This window comes from Anabaena sp. 90, assembly GCF_000312705.1.
Classification (GTDB): domain Bacteria; phylum Cyanobacteriota; class Cyanobacteriia; order Cyanobacteriales; family Nostocaceae; genus Dolichospermum; species Dolichospermum lemmermannii.
Genome location: NC_019427.1, coordinates 1,289,419 through 1,312,500, shown reverse-complemented (window position 1 = coordinate 1,312,500; position 23,082 = coordinate 1,289,419). Strand labels below are relative to the sequence as shown.

General features: G+C 39.7%; 23 protein-coding genes, 1 tRNA gene, 1 rRNA gene and 2 pseudogenes (1 of these 27 only partly in view). 9 read left to right on the top strand and 18 right to left on the bottom strand.

All coding sequences use genetic code 11. The features are described 5' to 3' along the window. From ANA_RS05760 to holA, 3 genes are all read right to left on the bottom strand, one after another. Positions 1–559 (bottom strand): 16S ribosomal RNA (locus tag ANA_RS05760) (it extends 930 nt beyond the left edge of the window). 421 nt (positions 560–980) lie between these two features. Next, positions 981–1,466: a DUF4168 domain-containing protein gene (locus tag ANA_RS05755; RefSeq protein WP_015079115.1), complete on the bottom strand. Its 486-nt coding sequence runs from the start codon at positions 1,464–1,466 to the stop codon at positions 981–983. Positions 1,467–1,590: 124 nt separating this feature from the next. Next, on the bottom strand, positions 1,591–2,577 hold the full coding sequence (gene holA, locus ANA_RS05750; RefSeq protein WP_015079114.1) for a DNA polymerase III subunit delta: 987 nt from the start codon (positions 2,575–2,577) through the stop codon (positions 1,591–1,593). 82 nt (positions 2,578–2,659) lie between these two features. Here holA and ANA_RS05745 point away from each other — a divergent pair, with 82 nt between their 5' ends. Next, on the top strand, positions 2,660–3,445 hold the full coding sequence (locus tag ANA_RS05745; RefSeq protein WP_015079113.1) for a hypothetical protein: 786 nt from the start codon (positions 2,660–2,662) through the stop codon (positions 3,443–3,445). Positions 3,446–3,511: 66 nt separating this feature from the next. Here ANA_RS05745 and ANA_RS26445 read toward each other — a convergent pair whose 3' ends face one another. From ANA_RS26445 to ANA_RS05735, 3 genes are all read right to left on the bottom strand, one after another. Then, entirely contained in the window at positions 3,512–3,649 is a 138-nt protein-coding gene (locus ANA_RS26445) for a hypothetical protein (RefSeq protein WP_158310507.1), read from the bottom strand. An 86-nt stretch (positions 3,650–3,735) separates the two neighbouring features. Beyond that, positions 3,736–4,515, bottom strand: coding sequence for an RDD family protein (locus tag ANA_RS05740; RefSeq protein WP_015079112.1), 780 nt, complete (start codon positions 4,513–4,515; stop codon positions 3,736–3,738). Between the two features lie 9 nt (positions 4,516–4,524). Continuing rightward, positions 4,525–5,376 (bottom strand): hypothetical protein, encoded by an 852-nt coding sequence (locus ANA_RS05735; RefSeq protein WP_015079111.1) that lies wholly within the window; start codon positions 5,374–5,376, stop codon positions 4,525–4,527. Between the two features lie 88 nt (positions 5,377–5,464). On the opposite strand from ANA_RS05735, the gene ANA_RS05730 reads away from it, so the two are divergent. Next, positions 5,465–6,421: a stage II sporulation protein M gene (locus ANA_RS05730; protein WP_015079110.1), complete on the top strand. Its 957-nt coding sequence runs from the start codon at positions 5,465–5,467 to the stop codon at positions 6,419–6,421. Between the two features lie 48 nt (positions 6,422–6,469). Here ANA_RS05730 and ANA_RS05725 read toward each other — a convergent pair whose 3' ends face one another. The 4 genes from ANA_RS05725 to ANA_RS05710 all read right to left on the bottom strand — a co-directional run bounded on the left by ANA_RS05725 (position 6,470) and on the right by ANA_RS05710 (position 10,771). Continuing rightward, positions 6,470–7,789, bottom strand: coding sequence for a DUF58 domain-containing protein (locus tag ANA_RS05725; RefSeq protein ID WP_015079109.1), 1,320 nt, complete (start codon positions 7,787–7,789; stop codon positions 6,470–6,472). A 13-nt stretch (positions 7,790–7,802) separates the two neighbouring features. Beyond that, positions 7,803–8,756: an AAA family ATPase gene (locus tag ANA_RS05720; protein WP_015079108.1), complete on the bottom strand. Its 954-nt coding sequence runs from the start codon at positions 8,754–8,756 to the stop codon at positions 7,803–7,805. Positions 8,757–8,906: 150 nt separating this feature from the next. Continuing rightward, positions 8,907–9,986 (bottom strand): DUF4350 domain-containing protein, encoded by a 1,080-nt coding sequence (locus ANA_RS05715; protein WP_015079107.1) that lies wholly within the window; start codon positions 9,984–9,986, stop codon positions 8,907–8,909. Between the two features lie 158 nt (positions 9,987–10,144). After that, entirely contained in the window at positions 10,145–10,771 is a 627-nt protein-coding gene (locus ANA_RS05710; RefSeq protein WP_015079106.1) for a DUF4129 domain-containing protein, read from the bottom strand. Positions 10,772–10,849: 78 nt separating this feature from the next. Between ANA_RS05710 and ANA_RS05705 the strand changes: the two genes are divergently transcribed. After that, complete coding sequence (locus tag ANA_RS05705; RefSeq protein ID WP_015079105.1) at positions 10,850–11,308, top strand: NADAR family protein; 459 nt, start codon at positions 10,850–10,852, stop codon at positions 11,306–11,308. A 107-nt stretch (positions 11,309–11,415) separates the two neighbouring features. Further along, positions 11,416–12,408 (top strand): annotated as a pseudogene (locus tag ANA_RS05700) (tetratricopeptide repeat protein); the annotation flags it as partial. Positions 12,409–12,714: 306 nt separating this feature from the next. Here the strand turns inward: ANA_RS05700 and ANA_RS05695 are convergent. Together ANA_RS05695 and ANA_RS27405 are read right to left on the bottom strand one after the other, a co-directional pair. After that, positions 12,715–13,473 (bottom strand): annotated as a pseudogene (locus ANA_RS05695) (RNA-guided endonuclease InsQ/TnpB family protein); the annotation flags it as partial. Next, complete coding sequence (locus tag ANA_RS27405) at positions 13,472–13,834, bottom strand: helix-turn-helix domain-containing protein (RefSeq protein WP_235081904.1); 363 nt, start codon at positions 13,832–13,834, stop codon at positions 13,472–13,474. The pseudogene ANA_RS05695 and the gene ANA_RS27405, both read right to left, overlap by 2 nt. Positions 13,835–13,895: 61 nt before the next feature. Between ANA_RS27405 and ANA_RS26955 the strand changes: the two genes are divergently transcribed. After that, positions 13,896–14,063 carry a hypothetical protein gene (locus ANA_RS26955; protein ID WP_168634134.1) on the top strand — a complete coding sequence of 56 codons (168 nt, stop codon included), beginning with the start codon at positions 13,896–13,898 and terminating at the stop codon, positions 14,061–14,063. 27 nt (positions 14,064–14,090) lie between these two features. On the opposite strand, the gene ANA_RS26950 is transcribed toward ANA_RS26955, so the two are convergent. Continuing rightward, complete coding sequence (locus tag ANA_RS26950; protein WP_041457747.1) at positions 14,091–14,336, bottom strand: hypothetical protein; 246 nt, start codon at positions 14,334–14,336, stop codon at positions 14,091–14,093. A 565-nt stretch (positions 14,337–14,901) separates the two neighbouring features. On the opposite strand from ANA_RS26950, the gene ANA_RS05685 reads away from it, so the two are divergent. After that, positions 14,902–17,283, top strand: a complete 2,382-nt coding sequence (locus ANA_RS05685; protein ID WP_015079103.1) for a phosphoketolase family protein — start codon at positions 14,902–14,904, stop codon at positions 17,281–17,283. Positions 17,284–17,652: 369 nt separating this feature from the next. Here the strand turns inward: ANA_RS05685 and ANA_RS05680 are convergent, their stop codons facing one another. The 3 genes from ANA_RS05680 to ANA_RS05670 all read right to left on the bottom strand — a co-directional run bounded on the left by ANA_RS05680 (position 17,653) and on the right by ANA_RS05670 (position 19,089). Next, complete coding sequence (locus tag ANA_RS05680; protein WP_015079101.1) at positions 17,653–18,114, bottom strand: photosystem I reaction center subunit XI; 462 nt, start codon at positions 18,112–18,114, stop codon at positions 17,653–17,655. Between the two features lie 294 nt (positions 18,115–18,408). Beyond that, entirely contained in the window at positions 18,409–18,555 is a 147-nt protein-coding gene (psaJ, locus tag ANA_RS05675) for a photosystem I reaction center subunit IX (RefSeq protein WP_015079100.1), read from the bottom strand. A 39-nt stretch (positions 18,556–18,594) separates the two neighbouring features. Beyond that, positions 18,595–19,089 (bottom strand): photosystem I reaction center subunit III PsaF, encoded by a 495-nt coding sequence (locus ANA_RS05670; RefSeq protein WP_015079099.1) that lies wholly within the window; start codon positions 19,087–19,089, stop codon positions 18,595–18,597. Positions 19,090–19,359: 270 nt separating this feature from the next. Here ANA_RS05670 and tsaD point away from each other — a divergent pair, with 270 nt between their 5' ends. After that, a complete protein-coding gene (tsaD, locus tag ANA_RS05665; protein WP_041458271.1) occupies positions 19,360–20,403 on the top strand; it encodes a tRNA (adenosine(37)-N6)-threonylcarbamoyltransferase complex transferase subunit TsaD in 1,044 nt (347 codons plus the stop codon). Here the strand turns inward: tsaD and ANA_RS24200 are convergent. Together ANA_RS24200 and ANA_RS05660 are read right to left on the bottom strand one after the other, a co-directional pair. Beyond that, on the bottom strand, positions 20,389–20,577 hold the full coding sequence (locus ANA_RS24200) for a hypothetical protein (RefSeq protein ID WP_148279027.1): 189 nt from the start codon (positions 20,575–20,577) through the stop codon (positions 20,389–20,391). The genes tsaD and ANA_RS24200 overlap by 15 nt on opposite strands. Positions 20,578–20,584: 7 nt before the next feature. After that, a complete protein-coding gene (locus ANA_RS05660) occupies positions 20,585–21,472 on the bottom strand; it encodes an alpha/beta fold hydrolase (RefSeq protein ID WP_041457743.1) in 888 nt (295 codons plus the stop codon). Between the two features lie 401 nt (positions 21,473–21,873). Between ANA_RS05660 and ANA_RS05655 the strand changes: the two genes are divergently transcribed. Both ANA_RS05655 and ANA_RS05650 read left to right on the top strand, forming a co-directional pair. Beyond that, positions 21,874–22,401 carry a GNAT family N-acetyltransferase gene (locus ANA_RS05655; protein WP_015079096.1) on the top strand — a complete coding sequence of 176 codons (528 nt, stop codon included), beginning with the start codon at positions 21,874–21,876 and terminating at the stop codon, positions 22,399–22,401. A gap of 163 nt (positions 22,402–22,564) precedes the next feature. Next, positions 22,565–22,638 (top strand) — tRNA-Pro (locus ANA_RS05650). The last annotated feature ends 444 nt before the right edge of the window (positions 22,639–23,082 follow it).

Here is a 23,082-nt window from a genome sequence, read left to right as displayed (position 1 = left end):
CTCTTTAACAGCAGACATACAATGCCACCTGCGGACCCTTTACGCCCAATCATTCCGGATAACGCTTGCATCCTCCGTATTACCGCGGCTGCTGGCACGGAGTTAGCCGATGCTTATTCCTCAGGTACCGTCATTTTTTTCTTCCCTGAGAAAAGAGGTTTACAACCCAAGAGCCTTCCTCCCTCACGCGGTATTGCTCCGTCAGGCTTTCGCCCATTGCGGAAAATTCCCCACTGCTGCCTCCCGTAGGAGTCTGGGCCGTGTCTCAGTCCCAGTGTGGCTGATCATCCTCTCAGACCAGCTACTGATCGTCGCCTTGGTAGGCTCTTACCCCACCAACTAGCTAATCAGACGCAAGCTCTTCTTCAGGCAGCAAGCCTTTCACCTCTCGGCACATTCGGTATTAGCCACCGTTTCCAGTGGTTGTCCCCAACCTGAAGGTAGATTCTTACGCGTTACTCACCCGTCCGCCACTAAATCCCTAAAGATTCCGTTCGACTTGCATGTGTTAAGCATACCGCCAGCGTTCATCCTGAGCCAGGATCAAACTCTCCATTTTGGTTCTTTCGAGTTTGTCGGCTCCGAAATTAATTAAAATCTCGAATCCTCTTTAAATTATCTTGACGACGAGGATTGGTTTAATCTATTCTTTCAAAGTATTATTTTTTCTCGGTTCAGTTGCCGTGAGTTGTTTTATCTCCCCGGCACTTAACTAATATAGCAATCCTTCCTTTTCTTGTCAAGGGGGTTGGGAAAATATTTTTTTGGCAGGGGAAATAATAGCTGAAATCTTTGTGAAAATAGGGATTCAGCCTATTTTCTAAGTTATCAGTCTGGTAAAAAAACAGGAATTATCTTTTTGGTCTCATGCAGGTTAGCGAAGGAATCAATCGGCGATAAAGGGGTTAAACTCTATGTTCCCCTGATTTTTAGTGATAATCATGGCTTTTTGCCATCCTGATCATAGTATTTGAGATTACTTATTTGGAGGTTTTTGAGGGTGAAGCCTTTTGCAAATGTAGTAATGTATTATACAGTTGCTTTTTTAAATTATTGTTGTTTTGGATTTCTAAGGTGATTTTATTGAATCTTTCAACTGTAAGACCACTATCCTCGACTATTTTTTGAGAATGGTTGCAGTAATTTCCGGCAATATCTTTGGCTTTGCCAGGTAGTGCATTGATACTTGTAGGATCATTACAGATCACTTGGGGAACATCTTTGCTACCGATGAGTTTTTTTATTTCCTCAAAGGCTTGCTGACGGACTGGTTCCATCCCCAATACAGCTTTTGCATAGTTAGTTACTTCTGTATTGTTGATGTTTAAGGTTTGAGCGATTCCTTGGGAATTGAAGCCGAAAGTCCCGAATATCAGACTTGCAGTGGCAATAGTTGCCAAAATCAAGGGTTGAGAGAGAATTCGCTGCAACCGTTTGGTTGAATGAAGACTGTAAATTGTGAGCATATATAATACAGGTGACACAGAAGGACAAACAGGAAATGTGATCGATCATAAGTTTGAATTATTTTCTGAATTAGAAGTTCCAGTCAAGCAAGATTGAATCAATATATTGATATTGATGGGGTTATTAAATGCGGCGACATATTTGACAAAGTTCGATGACTTTAGTTTGTAGGGTTGAGGTTTCGGATACACCTTGCTTGAGGCTGACTTCTAATTCTAATAGCAGTGGTAAGGCAGAGATGAGTTGTTGTAGGGGGAGAGATTTGACTTCTTGCTGTAGGAAGTAGATGCGTTTGGGGTTAGAGATTTCCGCACCTTGAGCGATCGCTTGCGGGTTGCGTTCACCACTGTCCATCATCATTTTTACTAATAACCAGGTGCGAAATTGACCTATGAGTGTGGCAACTATCCGTAAACCCGGTTCGGCTGCATTGCTGAGATCACCTAAGATTCCTAAGGCTTTTGGGGTGTCTCCAGTTCTGATGGCTGTTGCTAGTTGTAAGGTGTTTTGAGTGGTATTTCTGACTAATTCCGATACTGTATTCACATCTAAAGGTTTGCCACTACCTTCTGTATAAAGACGTAATTTTTCTAGTTCATTGTAGAGAAGACGGGTATCGTTACCTACTGATTCGGCTAATAGTTCGGCGACGAGGGGACTTATTTTTATACCGACAGTTTGAGCGGCTTGTTGAACTGATTGGACTAAAAGTTCGGTTTTCCAAGGGGGAATTAGGGGAAATTCGGAAATTGTAGCAAATTGCTTGAGGAGTTTTGTACTTTTAAGGCGTTCATCTGGTTTGTTGCGACTGGTTAATAGTAAGGTGGAATCTGGGGGGATGACTTTGAGAGTGCGTTGTAATTCGGCTAGGATAGGCTCTGGACAATTTTGCCCCAGAGTGGTGTTAATGAGCCACACGAAACGCCCACCAGCCCCGAATGGTGGTGTCATTGCTTGATTTAAAGCTTGGACTATTGAATCGGGTTGATCTGCGGGAAATGAGGTATAGTTAAAACTAGTCCAGAGGGGATCAAGGATGCGATCTCGTAAAGTTACTACGGCTTTTTCCATGGCAAAATCGTCTTCCCCCCAGTAAACATATATTGGCATAGCAATTTAAAATTAAAAATTAATTTGGTCAAATTGAGTAAATCTCCCTACAATCTATCAAAAGAGCGCAAGGTGATCAAGATTGGACGACAACTACCAAATCTATTTAAATCGGGTAGCACACATGACGCTACCAGAAGCTTACAAAACCCAGATTCAGCATATTCAGGAATCTTCTAAATTTCGGGTTCATGCTGGAGTAAGAGTTGCTACACCCTTTCCAGGCTATACGCTGATTACCCCACCAGCAGCAGAAGACCTGAAAAACGCTGCTTTCTACGGTCAAATAGAAGCCTATCAACGGCAATTATTAGAGCTACCCATTGGTGGTGATTTGATTGTACCTGTTCCTGCTGTGAGTTTTCATCTGACGGTGGCAGATTTAATTTGGGATAGTGCTTTTCATCATGCTTGTACAAAAAATCCCCAATTTGCTGAAGATTTGAATTCTCAGTTGGCTGAGATGTTTCAACAATATCAACAATTGATGACAAAGGGATCTCCTATATCTTGGCAAATGTTGGGGTTGATTGTGATGCCAAGGGCTGTAGGTGTGTGTTTAGTACCAAAGGATAAACGTTCTTATGAGGAAATTATTCAGTTCCGACGGATAATTTATCAAAATCGCACGTTAATGGGCTTGGGTATTGAGCAGCATTATCATTTTACGGCTCATGTAACATTGGGGTATTTTAGCGAAATTCCCCCAGAGTTAGATCGGGTAAATCTGAATACAATGTTTTGTGAGTTTAATCAATCATTGCCGTTAGATACTCCAGATTTTCTCATTAATAAGGTGGAATTACGAAAATTTGATAATATGATCCGCTATTATCGTCAACCAGACTGGCCGAGTTTGGATTTTTAAGTAATTCATAGTAGGGGTTTAGCAGTGCTAAACCCCTACAAACTCGACACATATAAATAATTTTAATCAAGAGATATTTCCTATTTTTGCTTTTTCCACTTTCTCAACTTGTTTGGGCGCTTCTATTTCGTTGAATAGTTGGATAGCTTCATTAAAGTTGGTGTGGCTTTTTTCGGTTTCACCAATTTTTTGATATGTTACCACATTCACTTCAAAAATGTGGCATTCGCCATAAGTCCTGGTTCAGATGAATTATCACGTAAATAGCCCATTATGGATGAAAATCGCCTCTAATATTCAGGTTGTTGATAGGCAAGATAAACAGCTTCTAAAAATACATCTGAAGCAATATTCCCTGGGAGAATTTCTAAGTTAATAATAGATTGAACTTGTTGGGTGAGTTTTAAAGAAAGTGCTATTCTGGCTTTTTTTGACATTCCACTCCGTCGCTGTAAATATTCTCGAATAATGGCAAAATCATCGGGTAATAAAGATGATAAATCGGCTATTTCTCGTAACTGAATATGGAAAGATTTAGCTGCTTCAGAAATAGCTAAACTTGATGATTTTACAACTGTTTCTGATTGAATCACAATTGTCCCAGCGGCTAAATCACCAAGACGCTTTTCTCGATTACTGAAAGTAATTAAAAAAGCACCGATAAATAAAGATTCATCAAGAGGACGGAGTAAAGCTCGTAATGCTGCTTGTTGTAAACCCACAGGTCTACCATCATCTCGCACAACACGAATTTTAGCAATACGTTTACCTGGTGTTTGTCCTTGCCAAAGAGTTTCAAATAAGACGAAATAACCTGTGTAAATAAAGAACAGACTTAATAGAGATATGGCTATCAACCACAAGCCGAAATTAGAGCCAAAAATACTCACTCCAACATCAGTTATTTGTTGAAAAATAAACGACCATATCAACGCAATTACCACTAAAGTAAAAGCCAAAATTAGATAGTCAATCATTAATGCTAAAGCCCGACTACCAATTCCAGCCAGGGTAAATTCTATTTCCACACTTTCGGGTGTGGTGAATTTAATGCGATTAAAAAGGTGCATTTTTTATATTTAAATATCGTGGTCACGTAATTGTAAACCCAACCCTTCTCGCCGACTTCTGAGGTCATAGTAAATAACTGCTTTAACTGTTTGCCAAAAAGGTGCAATTAAGGCCAAACCAGCAAGAGTTAGTCCAATTATTAACAGAGAAAATATCATTGAAAAACCAACATTTCCTTCCCTTAGTAAAGGTGTGAAAATTAGCTGAATAATACTAGTGATGATTTGAATAATAAATTGGATGGGAATGGTGATTAAAGCACTAATAAGAGAAATTGCCAGAATTCTGCCAATATTTCCCTTTGTTAGTTCCCAACTACGATTAATGGTTGAACTACCATTAACATTATCTTCAATTGCTAGAGGAACATCTACTAAATAAAACCTAGTTCCTATCCACAAAATACCTGTAAAAATGATTATCATGACTACCAAAGTTATTAAAATGATAATACCTATATTAGCTGGATTTGCATCCTGTAATCCTCCTAGTAATGCGGTTGGTATACCTATCAATAAACTGCCAATAAGTACAAATCCAAGCATAATTCCTATACTAATGGCAAGCATGAGGATCATGTTCACAAAAAATTCCCACAAGCGGGAATTGACAAATCGTTTACCTGATGAAACACTTTCCGGTTGGTTAACTAATTCCCCAAAAGCTAATCGAGAAATCAGGGCTGAAAGGGCATAAAATTTCACCCAACCGTAAATGGGAACTAGTAACCAAGCATAAGCTTTAAGAGCTATGAAAAAATATTCTTTAAGATGAGAACGGTACAATCGTATTCCCGCACTGACAACACTACCTACACTTAACGGTTGAATAGGGTTAGGAGAATTAAGATTTCCAGACATGGTGTTAATTTTTTCCTAAAATACGGCGCTTACTTTGAAGTTATTTTAAGCTAATCTGTACTAAGTATTTAGAGTATTTAGAAATTTTATGAATATTCAACGTTGGATAGGAAGACGAGAGGCTAATTGGCAGCGTTTAGACGCTTTGTTAAAGAAGGTGGAACAAAAACGGTTAAAGTCTCTCCGTTCTGCGGAAATTAGGGAATTAGCGAGTTTATATCGTTCCGTGGCGGCGGATTTAGCTAGGGCGCGTACCCAGCAAGTAGGTAAAACTTTAATTCAAAGTTTACAATCTTTGACAACTCGCGCCTATACACAAATTTACCAGGGTTCGCGGCGACAGGAATGGCAAGCGGCTAAGGAATTTTACCTATGGGGATTTCCTCAAGTGGTGCAGCAAACGTTCCTATACATTGCCACAGCCACCGCTATGTTTGTTTTTGGAGGCTTAATTGCTTGGTGGTATGCTTGGCAAGATCCGAGTTTTATGTCGTTGGTAGTACCGGAAAGATTGATTTCCCTGGTGCGAGATAAGCATGAATTATGGATGGGTTCGATTGTGGGGATTGAACCATTAGCTTCTAGTAATATTATGATGAATAATATTTCTGTGTCTTTTGGGGCTGTGGCTGGGGGAATTACGGCGGGTTTATATACGACTTATTTATTAGTATTCAATGGTTTGTTAATGGGCGCTATTGGTGCTTTAGTTGCTCAAAACAATCTGGCTTATCCATTTTGGGCCTTTGTATTTCCCCATGGTGCTTTGGAATTACCTGCGATATTTTTTGCAGGAGGTTCAGGTTTGTTACTGGCAAGGGCAATTTTATTTCCTGGTAAATATCGTCGTCTGGATGCTTTGAAGTTTTATGGTTCTTTGGCTGTACAATTGGTTTTTGGGATTGTGGTGATGTTGATTGTTGCTGCTTTAATTGAGGGTTTTTTCTCACCAAATCCGGTTATTCCCAATCCAATTAAATATTTAGTAGGGATGGGTTTGTTTGTGGTTTTGGTGCGGTATTGTAGTCGGAAGAAGAAAATATGAGCTACATTTTTTCTCACGCAGAGACGCAGAGGCACGGAGAGAAATAATTTAGAGTTGGTTACGGGCTTTAATTTGTAAATATTTATCAACTAATTGTTCGGAAATTTGATTTGCTGGTGCGTCAAGAACTAATACTCCTTTTTGTTTTAATTGGGCAAATGCCAGTTGTCTTTGTGCTAATAAATCTAGTGCAACTGCGCGAATATAAGATTGTGTGGCATCTTCAGTAAATGTATGTGCTAAATTATCAACTTGAGGATCTCGCAGGGTGACGCAAAAGGGTAAATAGCGGGGTGCGAGTCTGGTAAGGGCTGCGAGAAGTTCGGAGGAAGCGGTGATATCAACTAAGTCCGTAATGATGACTACGAGCGCTCTGCGGGTTTGTTGTTTGACGACGTGGGTAACTGCACCTAAATAATCAGATTCGAGTAATTCTGGTTGAATGGGGGTGAGTTTATCAATGAGTTGGTTGAGATGATTTTGTCCGCGTTCTGGAGGTATCCACGTATGTAGTTTGTTGTCAAATACACCAATACCAACGCGATCGCCTCTATGCAATCCTGCCAATGCTAGGGATAATGTCGTATTTAAACCCCAGTCAAATCGTTGCAAACTTTGAACTTTTGCTGTCATCAATCTGCCACGATCTAGTAATATCAATAATGTTTGTTCTTGTTCTGGTTCTAAAACTCTAACTAGGGGTCCTGTATTACCATAAGCACGTCTTGCGGTAGCTTTCCAATCAATAAACCGCAAATCATCACCGCTGCGGTAGTTTCGTAATTCGGCAAATTCTGTGCCTATTCCCATTTGCCGAGTTTTACGGATAGAACCTGATGATTGTAATGTGAGACGAATGGAGAGCGATCGCAATCCTATTAAATCAGGATATACTTTTACCTGTGTACTGTGGGGAATTTGCCAATCATGCCACACTAACCCCCACATTCCTAACTGTCGCACTTGCATATTTCCCCAAGAAAATTCTCCCCTTTGATTTGGGTAAACTGTGTAAGTTGATTCTTGATTTTGATTAGCATTTATATTAGCTGTAACTGTGGTTGTAGAAACAGCAAATTCTTGTGGGTAATAATCGCGGATTTTAATAACTGCATCAATTTTCCCAGCTTGAACTTTTAAAATAACTGAATTATCTCTACCAATAGATAAACGTAAAGGTAATTCGCGGGTAATTTCTACGCGCTTCGCTTTCATTCCCCAACCGTCAACTACCATTAAAATTAAAACGGTAATATCAAATAAACAAGTTATGATTATGGTTTGATAAATTCCCAAAATCATAGATAAAATTGGGGAAATAAATATTCCCGCAATTAATAAAAAATAAACTTTTTTGGAGGGAATCATGATTTTTGTTTCGTTATCTAGGAACAGGAACTTGATTGATTACTGCTGCAACTACTGCATCAATTTGTAAACCATCTAGCATTGCTTCCGGTTTCAATAATAAACGATGACGCAATAAGGGTGAAGCCACTGATTTTACATCATCTGGAGTTACAAAATTCCTTCCCGATAACCAAGCTGCGGCTTGAGAAGTTTGCAACCAAGCACCCGCAGCGCGAGGAGATGCACCTAAAGCTAAATCAGGATATTGACGGGATTTTCTGACAATTTCTAATAAATAATCAACTATTGTTTCTGATACTTGAACTTGTTTTACAGCTTGTCTAGCTTGCAAAATATCAATTACTGTGGTGATAGGTTTTAAGTTGGCAATATCTGCACGTTTTGCAGTAAATCCAGACTGACGATTTAATAACATTTGTTTTTCGGCTGCTTGTTCTGGATAATCTACAATTAACTTAAACAAAAACCGATCTAATTGTGCTTCTGGTAAGGGATAAGTTCCTTCAAATTCTAAAGGGTTTTGGGTAGCAATTACCCAAAATAAATCAGGTAATGGTAAACTTTCACCGTCGAGGGTAACTTGCATTTCTTCCATTGCTTCCAAAAGTGCAGCTTGGGTTTTTGGAGGAGTGCGGTTAATTTCATCGGCTAAAAGTATTTCTGTAAAAACGGGACCTTTTTTTAATGTGAAATCGCGGGTATTTAAGTCAAAGATATTTGTCCCTGTAATATCTGACGGGAGAACATCTGGAGTTAGTTGAATACGGCGAAAATCAGATTGGATTAATTGTGCCAATACTTTAACTAACAATGTTTTTGCTGTGCCAGGAACTCCTTCTAAAATAATATGTCCACCTGCTAATAAGGCAATTAATGTCTGTTTAATCAAAGCGGGTTGTCCAACAACTATTTGATTAATTGCTTTTCCCAGATTAATTAAAACCGAATTATTAGTTTCACTCATATTTATCAATCACTCACAAAAAAAGGAATAAAAAAAAGATTTCGAGAAATATCATATTCATCAAAAGATCTATACCAAATTTATCTAAAGCTGCACAGAATCATAATCATCCGTATTTATCTGCGTTTATTTGCGTTCATCTGCGTTTAATTATTTTCGCAAATTACGCCATTTCTCTAACCAGCTTATCAGTTCTCGTTCACTTATTCGACGTTTTTGTGATTGTAGTTGTAAGACTGCATTAAGTTTTTCTGTATTATTCCCTATTTGTTCTTCCCAGATTTTTAGTAAAACCTGATTGTCTAAAGGAATTTGACTCAAACCCAAAGTTTTCTGAAGTTGTATTTGTTCTTCTTTCCCTAGCATTTCGACAACAAAATCAGTAGATTCTGCTTTTTGTAAAACTCCCGCTAAAGCTTGAATATAAGCCTGACTGTTATCTATCAAGGATGTTTTTAAGGTTACTGATTTACCAAAGCGGCGATTTTCTGCCCAAGTTAATGCCAATAATAGGACAATTAGCTGGATAAAGGCTGGTAATAGGGGAGTTTTTGCGAAATAATTTAATATACTATCTTCTCCTAGTTTTTTCTGAATATCTTTATCTTTATAGCCATGTATATATTCATCTACAAATACTTTTTGACTATTTTTGCTGACTAAATCTGCTAATAATTTAAAATTACTGTCATTGTTTTGATAGGCATTAGCAGCTAAATATGGTGTTGTTGCTAAAATTACTTTGCCTTTACCAAACTTTTTCTGCCAAATTATTGTCCCAAATTTGTCTTCTAGTGTGATTTGTTCTTCCTGGGAAATATTATATCGGCGGCGGGTATCAATCTTGACTTTTCCGAAGGTTGATTGCTGCTGTGTACTAAATGCTGCTGCGGTTACTGGTTTTTTAATTCCTAAAATTACTAGGTTATTCCCTTTTGCTATCCATTCTTCTTGTTCTGAATATATTTCTATTTCTTGAAGGGTGCTATTAACTTGTAATAAGGTAATAGGGTTCTTTGTTGTTGGTAAATCACTAAATGGTTTTTGCCAACGTTGAATACTGATATTTTGATCTTGCATAAAAGCATACCACGCACCATAGCCATCAGGGCTGCGGTTATAAGTAGAACCACTAGTTATTTGGGTATTGGGGGCTGCTATAGTGGTAAGTAAAATAATCACGGCTAAGACTATCGCACCTAACCAAGCAACGCGCTGATTGCGTTTCATGATTTATCTGAATTAGGAATTTCCAAGAAAAAAATTATCCCAATAAATGAACAAAAGAACCACAGAGGCACAGAGAACACAGAGAGAGAAGAAATAGAGAGAGTTTTTGCGTTAGTTTTGGGACATATTTTTATTTGGAAGTCCCTTAAAAGAAACTTTTACTCCTGACTCCTGACTAATGATTCCTGGATTTTTCTATAAGCTTGCCAACACTGTTGATAATTTTCTGCTAACATTTCATGCTCACTAAAGCATAATTGTTCATGGGTGTTAATTAATGTTTGATATGGTTGAATGAGAGTGACAGAGGATTTGAGTAATTGCAGATATTCTCCGTCTGTGCGGCTAGGTTGTTGGTGGGCGATCGCTTGTTCATGCAATTGCTGTAGCATTGCTAAATACACACAACGACAAGCCTCTGTGTAATTATACTGTTGGTGAAATTCCTGAGCTTGGTTTAACAGTAAGGCAATTGATGTTTCCCTAGAATCAGCTTTGGTTCTAAAACCTGGAGAATTACTCATTGCATTTAGCCAAGCATAGATATAAGGATTGAATTCTTGCCATAATCGCCAACCTATCCATACCACGAATAAACCCAATCCTAACCAAAATAGGATATTTAGTAATTCACCTAACCAGGGATTGATTGACCAACCAGGCGGTAATTCTGGTAAAGTTTTTTGAAACCGGGAAAATTGGTATTCTATCCATTCCCCTACTTGTTGTTGGAATAAGGAAAATTCCCACACCCAATTTGTTTGTTCAAAAGCATCTGTAGTCATAAAACAGAATGGCTCAATCTACTATTCATTTACATTATTACTGCTAAAGCTAATTTAGTATAAAAGAGAATTTTGCAAATGACTATTTACTTTTATCAAGTTTCCCAGCCCTATGGTTGTTTTTCTAACTTTTCTCCCCACAGTATTAACATTGACGGTACTGACTGGCCAACCGTTGAGCATTATTATCAAGCACAAAAGTTTGTTGGTAGTCCCGATGCTCCCATTATACCTTTAATTCACGCTGCTGTTAGTCCTGAACAGGCTGCTGCTTTAGGGCGTTGTCCCTCTCGTCGTTTCCGTCCAGATTGGGAATTGGTGAAAACTCAAGTTATGCGGATTGGGGTACTACAAAAATTTATCACTCATGCTGATATTAGGGAAATATTATTAATCACAGGTGATGAAATGCTTATAGAAAATTCCCCTACAGACTGTTTCTGGGGCTGTGGTGCAAATCATACGGGAGAAAATCATCTCGGTAAAATCCTCATGAGTGTACGTGCAGAAATCCGCTCACAATTCTTGAAAAGATGAAAACCTTTTATACTGGTCGCTTATATAAAATATTGTTTACTGAGAATATCATCAAAAAAAGCTGATATTCTAAACAGAGTTTGTAATTTTACCAAGTAGTAATTCTGATGAAAAATAGAAAACAACAACATAATTGGCTGGTGTTACTGGTAGGTAACGGCTATATAACTTTGTCTATTAGTATTCTGTTGTTTGGTTGTGTGAGTGCAGTTACTGACTCTAGCCGTGTTTTGGCAAAAGATGATTCCTCGAAAATTGCTCAATCTCCAGCAGCAACAAAGGAAAATGCAGAACGGCTTTTGGAAGAGGGACAGGCACTTTATGAACAAGGATCAGCAGAGTCTTTGCGACAAGCAATTCAAAAATGGCAGGAGGCTAGATTATTGTATCGGGCTTTGGGCGATAGCGAAGCGCTCCGTAGGAATCGCGGTGGGGAAGCTACCACTCTCAATAATATCGGTGGTGTCTACGATGATTTAGGAGAAAAGCAAAAGGCACTGGTCTTTTACAACCAAGCTTTACCCTTACGTCGCGCTGTGGGCAATCGCGGTGGAGAAGCTATCACTCTCAATAATATCGGTCTTGTCTACTCTGATTTAGGAGAAAAGCAAAAGGCACTGGACTATTACAACCAAGCTTTACCCATACTTAGGGCTGTGGGCGATAGCGAAGCGCTCCGTAGGAATCGCAGCGGGGAAGCTATCACTCTCAGTAATATCGGTGGTGTCTACTCTGCTTTAGGAGAAAAGCAAAAGGCACTGGTCTTTTACAACCAAGCCTTACCCATACGTCGGGCTGTGGGCGATCGCCGTGTAGAAGCTACCACTCTCAATAATATCGGTCTTGTCTACAATGCTTTAGGAGAAAGGCAAAAGGCACTGGACTTCTACAACCAAGCTTTACCCATACTTAGGTCCGTAGGCGATAGCGAAGCGCTCCGTAGGAATCGCCGTGTAGAAGCTATCACTCTCAATAATATCGGTGGTGTCTACTCTGATTTAGGAGAAAAGCAAAAAGCACTGGTCTTTTACAATCAAGCTTTACCTTTAATGCGGGCTGTGGGCGATGCCTATGGAGAAGTTACCATTCTTGATAATATTCGTGCATTAGGAGGGTTTTAAGTATAGGCTTTTAAAGCTCACTGATGTTTTTTGTTTGTAAAGTTTAATTGCAAAAATATCCAATCTAATTTAAAGTTGTTATTCCAATAGTTGAAGCCATTAGAGCTTCCGTTCTATAAAACTTACCCAAAATTACCAAAGTCTAGACACATCTGGACAGCGATAACCTTAGTGTTTACTTCCTGCTTCATCACGGTCTTAGAATGACTTCTAAGAGGTTTGTCCGCTCCACAAGCTATCTCGGTAGAACTTACCGTTTCTGACCGTAGTTCCTCAAAGGAACCGCTACGCTACAGGGATAAAAATATCCGCAAACCATCGGTCAATATTCTTAGCTGCGTTGAGGTCACGATCCTCTGTATGTCCACAATCAGGACAAATATAAACGCGGTTTTTTAATGGCATTTTATGACGATGATTACCGCAGTTAGAGCATATTTGGGAACTAGGAAAGAACCTATCTACAAGGATTAGTTCACTCCCGAATTTCTCAGTTTTGTACTCTAATTGCCTTTTAAATTCATACATCCCACAATCTGCAATTGCACCTGCTAATTTGTGGTTCTTCAAAAATGCCTTAACGTGCAAATCTTCTATCTTAATTATGCTGTGGTTTTTAGCTAGATAGTAGGTTAATTTGTGAATAGAATCCTGGCGAATATTAGAAACTTTGGCGTGTAATTTAGCCAATTTTCTCACAGCTTTTTTACGGTTATTAGAGCCTTTAATTTTCCTGCTCACACTACGCTGTAAACGTTTCATGCGTTTACTCTTATGGCGGTAGGCTTTAGGATTCTCGAATACTTCACCATTACTGCAAACTGCTAATTCTTTGATACCAATGTCAACACCAATGGTCGGTCTGTCTGCAAGTATAGGAGGTTTTTCAACTTCGTATTTAACAGAAATAAACCATTTATCAGCCTGTCTAGAAATCACGCAATTATGAGTTACTGTAATCGGTAAAGGTTCTGCTAAACGTACCCAGCCAATTGACGGTAATTTAATTCTTTTACCATCATTTTTAATCGCTGGTTTCGCCTTAGTTCCTGATTCTAAATAGAAAGAATCGTGTTGTCCTTTTTTCTTGAATCGTGGTTGTTTTGATGTTTTTTACAAAACACCTATCCCAAGCCTGGCGTAAATCAGCTAACGCCTTCTGAGGGATATTTTTATTAACTTCGTAATACCAAATATGCTCAGATTTTACCTCAGCAACTAACTTTTTATGCAAGTCAATCGCTGATGGTAATTTAAGTTTTTCGCCTTCTTTTTGAGCAGCTAAAATATCCTTGATTTGAGCATTTGCCCAGTTGTAAGCGTGTCTAGCGACTCCAGAAGCCTTGCGAAAAGCTGTAATCTGTCGGTTATTTGGAATTAGTGCAGTTTTGAATGATAAAAGCATTGACTCGACCTTCAATGTTGTGCTATGATATCTAGTATATCAGACATATTAGGATTTGGCAATGCCTCGGATTAAATTTAAACCACAAAATCAGGTAGCGTACGATAAATCACCTTTGCAGTTTAAGGTGTTGCCTGGGGTCAGAGAAAAAATTAAAACCGTCCCTGACTGGCAACAACGGTTGAGGGATTTTGTTGATCAACTTATTGAAGACTTGGACAAACAGTAACATAAGGCTAGTTATGGGTAGAAATTATCAAGCTGTTTCTACCCCCAAACAAATCATCACAGTTATATTGACATTAGACCTGCATACGTTACGCGCTATTTTCTTAGCGTGTTCAATCCGTTGCCGTACGGGCGAAGCATTCGCGCTGTTGAGTTGTCGGTTGGTCGCATAATTTTTATAAGCGAATGCTTCGCCCCTACCTTTTTGTAAATCGTCTATTATACAATATATACAAAATGTCAGTGCAAGATTTATCCTGCAATTAGCCTTCATCCCGCAACTGTTGCACAGGTGTGTCCTGCTGAGTCGGACACGCCTTCAAGGGTTTTCGGCATTCTCCTTATAAGAAATTAGGCTGAAAACCCTTGAAGTTGAGTTTTTGGAGCGTGGCGGAAAAAATTCAACTGTCCTTTAGGCAAGGGATGAAAGCTAGCCAGAGGCTTTAGCCTCCAGTGACTTGTGTTATACTAATTGCAACAGGAAAGGTAATCAACCTGTCTAAAAACCTAACTGCCTAACGGCTTTTCTGTACCTTGACAATTAAATCTATGCGGTTCTACTGCATTGTTCTAGTTTCCTCCTAGCAGTAGGTAAAAGATTTATAGGAGCTAGACGACTCAGAATTTTGAAACAATCGTTTCAAGCTAAACAGGACTTGCAGCAATGCAACTACGGTCGGGCAGACCGAAAGTTAACGCTTGGGGAGAGTCCCACCTCTGAGCTAGATAACGCAAGGAGTCTAGTTTAAGTGGTCTCGTTGAACCAAGAATCCCCGTGTCTTTAGACCGGGGAGTGTCAAAAAACTGATTGGTGCGAATACTTTGGACTGGAGTTTTAAATGACTATTACCAGCATTTCACAGACAAAACCTTTAACAGACACAGAATTACAAAAAATTAACGGCTATTGGCGTGCAGCCAATTATCTCTCTGTTGGACAAATATACCTCCTTGACAATCCTCTTTTGAGAGAACCACTCCAACAAGAACACGTCAAACCTCGACTATTAGGACATTGGGGAACTACCCCAGGGCTAAACTTGATTTACGCCCACTTCAACCGAGTTATTAAAAAATACGATCTCAATGCAATTTACATAGCTGGTCCTGGACATGGTGGACCCGGAATTGTTGCCAATACCTACTTAGAAGGAACATATAGCGAATATTACCCCAACATCTCCCAAGATGAAGAGGGAATGCAAAAACTATTTAAGCAATTCTCCTTCCCTGGTGGTATTCCCAGTCACGTCGCCCCAGAAACCCCTGGTTCTATCCATGAGGGGGGAGAATTAGGCTATGCTTTAGTTCATGCTTACGGTGCAGTATTTGATAACCCTGATTTGATAGTTGCGGCGGTTGTGGGTGACGGAGAAGCGGAAACTGGACCCCTAGCAACTAGCTGGCATTCTAACAAATTTATCAACCCTGTTACTGATGGTGCAGTTTTACCAATTCTGCATTTGAATGGATACAAAATTGCCAATCCCACAGTATTAGCACGGATACCCCATGGGGAATTGGAAAGCCTATTTATCGGCTATGGCTATAAACCTTACTTTGTGGAAGGTTCTGAACCGGCGGAAGTTCACCAAAAAATGGCGGCAGTATTAGATACAATCATTCGTGAAATTCAAAGTATCCAAAGAGAAGCGCGGGTACATGGTTTCCAAGCACGACCGCAATGGCCAATGATTGTTTTACGCACTCCCAAAGGTTGGACTGGACCCAAGGAAGTGGACGGGAAGAAAACAGAGGGTTATTGGCGATCGCACCAAGTCCCTTTTAGTGATATAGCTGGTAAACCGGAACATCTGCAATTGCTGGAAGATTGGCTAAAAAGTTACAAACCTGAAGAACTTTTCGACACCAACGGTCAACTGATTCCCGAACTGGCAGAACTAGCCCCCAAAGGTCAGCGTCGCATGGGAGACAACCCCCACGCTAACGGCGGAATTTTGCTGCGTGACTTGAAAATGCCTGATTTTAGCAACTATGCTGTAGAAGTATTTAAACCAGGAACAGTTAACGCTGAAGCTACCAAAGTTGCTGGTAAGTTTCTCCGTGACATTATGAAACTCAACGAAGAAAGCCGCAACTTCCGCGTTTTTGGTCCCGACGAAACTGCCTCAAATCGTTTAGATCCTTTATTTGAAGTGACAAACCGCGCTTGGGATGCGGAAACTCTCCCGGAAGATGACCATTTATCACCGGACGGTCGAGTTATGGAAATCCTCAGCGAAACCAATTGTCAAGGCTGGTTAGAAGGATATTTGTTAACAGGTCGTCATGGTTTCTTCTCCTGTTATGAAGCCTTTATTCACATCATTGATTCCATGTTCAACCAACACGCCAAATGGTTGAAAACAACTCGGCATATTACTTGGAGAAGACCAATTGCCTCTTTAAATTATCTTCTCACTTCTCATGTTTGGCGACAAGATCATAATGGTTTCTCTCACCAAGATCCTGGTTTTATTGATCATGTAATTAACAAAAAATCCGAAATCATTCGTGTTTATCTACCACCTGATGCTAATACTTTGCTATCAGTAACTGACCATTGTTTAAGAAGTCGTAATTATGTCAATGTGATTGTTGCTGGTAAACAACCTGCATTACAATATTTAGACATGGATTCGGCAATTAAACATTGTACTAAAGGTTTAGGAATTTGGGAATGGGCTAGTAATGATCAAGACAGTGAAACCGATGTAGTTATGGCTTGTGCTGGAGATGTTCCAACTTTGGAAACTTTAGCGGCTGTGGATATTTTACGGCAAAATTTCCCAGATTTAAAAGTGCGAGTTGTTAATGTTGTGGATTTGATGACTCTACAGCCAAAAAGTGAACATCCTCACGGTTTAAGTAACAAAGATTTTGATACTATTTTCACAACTGATAAACCAATCATCTTTGCCTTTCATGGTTATCCTTGGTTAATTCATCGTCTCACCTATCGGCATACAAATCATCAGAATATTCATGTGCGTGGTTATAAAGAAGAAGGAACAACAACCACACCTTTTGATATGGTGGTAATGAATGATTTAGATAGATTCCATTTAGTTATGGATGTGATTGACCGTGTACCAAAATTAGGTTCTCAAGCAGCTTATGTAAAACAAAAATTGCAAGATAAGTTGATTGAACATAAGCAATATATTCAGAAACACGGTGAAGATATGCCAGAAATCCGCGATTGGACTTGGCCATATTAATAATTGAGTTAAGCTGATTTTATAGGTAAGGGTTTAGCAGTGCTAAACCCCTACAGATGAGATAACAATAAACAATTTATTTTTCTGTTGATGCTGCAAAAGTTGTCCCTATTTCTCTGAATAATTTAGTATTTTATAATTAGTTTTTTGTAAAATTATAATTATCTATTTTCTAATATAAGTAGGTGAACTGAAAAATTTAAAGGTATGTGAAGAAAAGTAAAATCGCCCAAAACTCTCTTCCTGTTCCCTGTTAAGAGTTCCCTGTTCCCTTGCCATAACGACAATTTTCAACGCCAACCTACTTACTTCTCTCGACAATAGGTAATAGCCCAAATTAGCAACTATTACCCATTATCAAGAATTAAATTAACCCAATAAACCTTGGATTAATCCAGAATTACTGGTTAAGAAGAAAGCGACTACTGCGCCACCGATACCACCAATCAAGAAAGCACTGGTGAAATTATTCCAGCTTTCCTTAGAGTTAAAAGCATCAACAGGAGGATTGGGTACAGCAATACTAGCAAGAGCTTTACCAGGGTTGCTGTTAGCATATAGGGATAGGCAAGCTGTCAAAATTACAACCAATCCAATACTACCCAACAAACCAGCTAAGGTAGCATTGGGGGCATTGCGTAAAGGGCCTAATCTATGGAAAGGTCCAAATAGTAAATAACCATGAGCCATACCGACTTCCAAACCGCGTCTAAAAGGATTGAGACCGGGGCGATAAGCTGGTAAGTTGCTAATAAACCACTTCACCAAAGGAGCGGAATTGATGGGGGTTTCTAGATCGCCTTTTTGTGGATCACGTGCTGCTATTGCCATAACTTTTCGATTCCTTGGATCACTAGGTGGGTTTTTGATGAGCTTACTGCTTGAGTTATGTTGTTTGCTCGCTTTTAAATGAGAAAGATAGCATTTTTCATAAAAATTAATTTTGCCACTTTCTCATTTAGAAAAGTATGAAACCCGCAAACAGTGGACAACATGACGAGTTTCATACATTAGTGAAGATTGCTAATTTAAGTGATATTTTCACCTAACTAGGTTTGATAACTCAATGAGACAATCTACAAGCAAAAGCTAATTTACTTAGCTTTTCTGCACCGGATTTTCAACCTATAGGGGGTGGAAAAGGAGGTCAGGGAAGAAGCGATTAAATTCAATCAAAATCCCGGCTGTGATTGTCAACCAGATAGTTGCTGCAACGGGAGCAGTGGAAATGAATGTAATCAAGTAGTTGGTTTCGTTACCTTTTTCAGCCATGAATTTAGTCTCCAGAATGAGTGATTGAAAACAAATGAATTAACGTGGCGAAACGGTAATTTCTGAATCCTTCGCGGTTAATTCGCCGGAGAGCAATTCCTTGATTGCTGCTGCGGGCCAAGCAAAACCGGAGGTGATGATAGGTAGAGCAATACCCAAATCAATTTGGATTTCTTTTTGCTCCGCATCTGATCCTGTTTTGATTGCTTGGAGATAAGCACGGCCTACCCAACCAATCCAACCAGCAATGTAGAGGAAGAGAATACTAGGGATTAAAAAATCACCAGCATGATCAAGACTGCCATCTACAATCAAGTGAGGATAACCTTCAGGGCCACAGAGCGCCTGAGAATAACGTTCAAACCGCTTTTTGCCAGATTCGGGGTCAGTGGTGGTGTTGCGGGCATTTAGTGCTAGCTCTTGAAAGGCGGGAGAGTCTTTACAAGGAACAAGGTTTGCGCCTAGTGCATTAGCTTCAGGAGCAAAATTGAACCAAAGAGTCATCACCAAAAGCAAAGCAAACAATCGTCTCATGGAGTTGTTTCCTTTTATTACAAAACGAGAAGTTTCTTGTACAAAACGAAGCGGCTTGTACAGTCTTTATTTTAGATAACTAGGAAGTTATCATACTCTTGGCTGGGAACTGAGTAAAGTTTAAGTCAACAAAAGTTAAAGCTTCTCAATCAAAAGATAGGGAAGCAGGGTAGGAAGCAGGGAGCAGGGGGCAGGGGGAGATATGAGAGAATGTATATTGCCAATTACCAATTACCAATTACCAATTACCAATTACCAATTACCCATTCTATGACAACCGTTCTAGCCATTGAAACCAGTTGTGATGAAACTGCTGTTGCAATTATTAAGAATCGTGAAGTGTGTAGCAGTATTGTTGCTTCACAAATTTCTATTCATCAACAATATGGTGGGGTAGTACCAGAGGTGGCCTCACGTCAGCATTTAGAAACCCTGAATTATGAAATAGAGCAAGCAATGGAGTCTAGTCATCTAGATTGGAGTCAGATTGATGGGATAGCTGCCACCTGTGCGCCTGGACTAGTAGGAGCGTTGCTGGTAGGATTAACGGCTGCCAAAACCCTGGCAATTGTCCATGATTTGCCTTTTTTGGGAGTGCATCACCTGGAAGGTCATATTTACGCGACTTACTTGAGCGAGCCAAGTTTAAATCCTCCCTTTCTTAGCTTACTTGTTTCCGGCGGTCATACAAGCTTGATTTATGTGAAAGATTATGGTATATACGAAACCCTGGGAGAAACCCGTGATGATGCGGCGGGTGAGGCTTTTGACAAGGTGGCGCGGTTGTTGAAACTGGGTTATCCCGGTGGACCAATAATTGACAAACTGGCACAAACTGGCAATCCCCAAGCCTTTGCATTACCGGAGGGCAAAATTTCTTTACCAGGTGGGGGTTATCATCCCTACGATTGTAGTTTTAGCGGATTAAAGACAGCAGTATTACGTTTAGTACAGCAGTTGGAGAAAGAGGGCAAAGAAGTACCAATTGCCGATGTAGTGGCTAGTTTCCAGGATACTATAGCGCGATCGCTGACCAAAAGAGCGATCGCCTGCGCTCGGAACTATGGATTAGATACCATTACTGTAGGTGGTGGCGTAGCAGCTAATAGTGGGCTGAGAAAGCATTTACAAGCAGCAGCCAGTAAACATAACTTGCGGGTTCTATTCCCCCCCCTAAAATTTTGCACCGACAATGCCGCCATGATTGGCTGTGCAGCCGTTGAACACCTATCACGTGGCAGAACTTCCCCACTCACATTAGGAGTCCATTCCCGGCTCTCACTGAACCAAGTCATGCAGTTATACGAAAATTAATTCAGGAGTATGGCTAACGCCACGCTTCGCTATCAGGAATTCAGGAGGAAGAAAGAAGAAGGAAGAAAGACAGTTACCAATTACAACTAACAACTGTACGGGCGAAGCATTTGCAGAACTATTTTTGGCAATGACCGATAATTTATCTTCCAAATGCTTCGCCCCTACTGACAACTAACAACTAACAACTGACAATTGACCGAATATGTTCAGCTACGGCTTCTGGCTGCTCTAACATAGCTAGATGTCCACAATCAGGAATTTCAATCACATTATCGCCAACGGATTGGAAAAGCCAATGAAAACTTGCTAAATGGCGGATATATTTGGGTTCCATCACCTTATCGTCAGCGCCAGCTAAAAAATAGACTGGCTGCTTTAATTTTGAGACTAATTGGGGTAAACAGTTAATTTCTGCTTCCGTAGTCGAGTCAAAAAGAGTTCCCAAAGCAGCTTCTGAATCAGCAACAATAAAATCAATCAGTCGTTGACGCGCCCAATATCGGTCTAAAGGATGTAATACACTAGCTTTAGTAAACAACAAATCAATCAAAGGCATTTGTGAAAGCCAACGAGGACGGACTTGTAAGAATTTTTGCCCAGCCGCACGAAATTGCTCAAACGCTTCTTTCAGATAAATCCCACCGCCTGCATTAATACAAATTACACCTTGAACACAATCAGGTAATTGAGTCGCTGTCCATAGAGCAATAGTGCCACCCAAAGAATGACCAATTAGCCAAGCACTAGAAATATTCAGGTGTTGGAGAAGCACAGCCAAATCCCGAGCATAAGCAGATGGAGAGTACATAGAATCCAAAGACAAACTAACCATACTAGAGTCTGTAGCAGTCAGTTCTATATCTGATGTCACCTGGGACTGTGATTCACCAAACCCTCGCAAATCGTAAGATAAACACTGTAAATCTACCGATAGACGAGAAATCACAGGTTGCCAATATACGCTACTATTTAGCCAACTGTGGATAAATACTAAAGTATGGGGGCATGATGTGGGAGCCGTTAGCTCATAAGTATGTGGAACGCCTAAGATTTCTATTGTTGCCATAATTAAATATCGTCCCCTCAATAGTGGGTGCGACTCAATACAGGTTTTTGGTAGTGCGGGCATCTTGCCCGCGTGAGCGAGACGCTCACACTACAGTCCATCATTGTCTGTTTATAAAAGCAGTAGCGGGTAAAATTGTCACTCAAGCGGGAAAGATACTTGAATTTCGGAAAATTTTTGCCTTTGGGTGAGTTTTATGGAGTAGTGTGAAAACAAAATGCTAGAGTTGAAAGTGATTGGGAAGAAACACCTGATAACTAGCTGTGAGTATTACAAACCGCTAAAACACCTAGAATATTTCTAGTGGATTGGCAAGCAATGATCATAGTGATGTTAAATGTGAATCAACACTTTTAAAAAGTGGAAACCAATTTTAGTCATACTACCCGAACTGCATTGGCATGGGTTTTTGGAAAACTTGGTTTAGCACTCCTGAATCTTTAGCGGCAAATAAAAACACTGCTGTTAATGAGCATACAGCGGAAGTTGATGGTAATTCTAGTGTAGGTAAGGATCAAATCGTTTTCAGTACGGAAAGAGATATTGACCTTTATGAACTCGAAGAACTCTGTGATGCAGTTGGCTGGTCACGTCGCCCCCTGAGAAAAGTAAAAAAAGCGATTGAGCATAGTTTTCTCGTAGCCTCTATGTGGCAAGTACGAGGAAATAAAAAGCGTTTGATTGGTTTTGCCCGTGCTACCTCAGATCATGCTTTTAATGCCACTATTTGGGATGTAGTCGTTCATCCTGATTTTCAAAGTAGAGGTCTAGGTAAGGCATTAATGAAATATGTCCTTAAAAAACTCAGGAGTGAAGAAATTAGTAATGTTACTCTTTTTGCTGACCCTCATGTTGTAGATTTCTATAAGACGATGGGCTTTATGTCAGATCCTGAAGGTATAAAAGGAATGTATTGGTATCCTCAATGATAAACGTGGCTGGGGTTTGGGGATTAGGGAACTAAGTATATTTCCCTAAATCTGATTTTTCTGGATTATTGGGTTTGCATTTATTCTTTTTTGTGATATGATAGTCGAGATAAACCAAAAAAACATAATTTGATTTATGTGGAACTTGGTTTCTGTGACTTTACGGGATGTAGCGCAGCTTGGTAGCGCGCCTGCTTTGGGAGCAGGATGCCGCAGGTTCGAATCCTGTCATCCCGATTTGTGAGTGGTTATATTGGTAATTACGATAATACAGCGGCACGGCGTTTTTTAATTGATATCTCCACTGTCTAAACTGTGATTTTTAGGATTTTGATGATTTTTAGGATTTTTATTTGATGGACTATCATATCTTTCCTACATCATAATTCAGGTAATATCCAAAAGTCCTTACATCCCAAAAAATCAGACTTCACACAAAATCCTGTCAATCCTTTAATCGGTTCCTGATTCTGACAATGTATTTCGCGCAAAGACGCAAAGGAGCAAAGACGCAAAGAAGAGAAGGAAGAGATTTTCTTTTTCAGCCATTATAGGCGTTTAGCAAAAAATCAAATCATGTAAATCCTTACATCCTGGATATCCTGATTCTGACAATTATGATTATAGGAAATGTTGGGTTTCCTTGCGTCAACCCAACCTACTAGCTAACGCACTGTGATT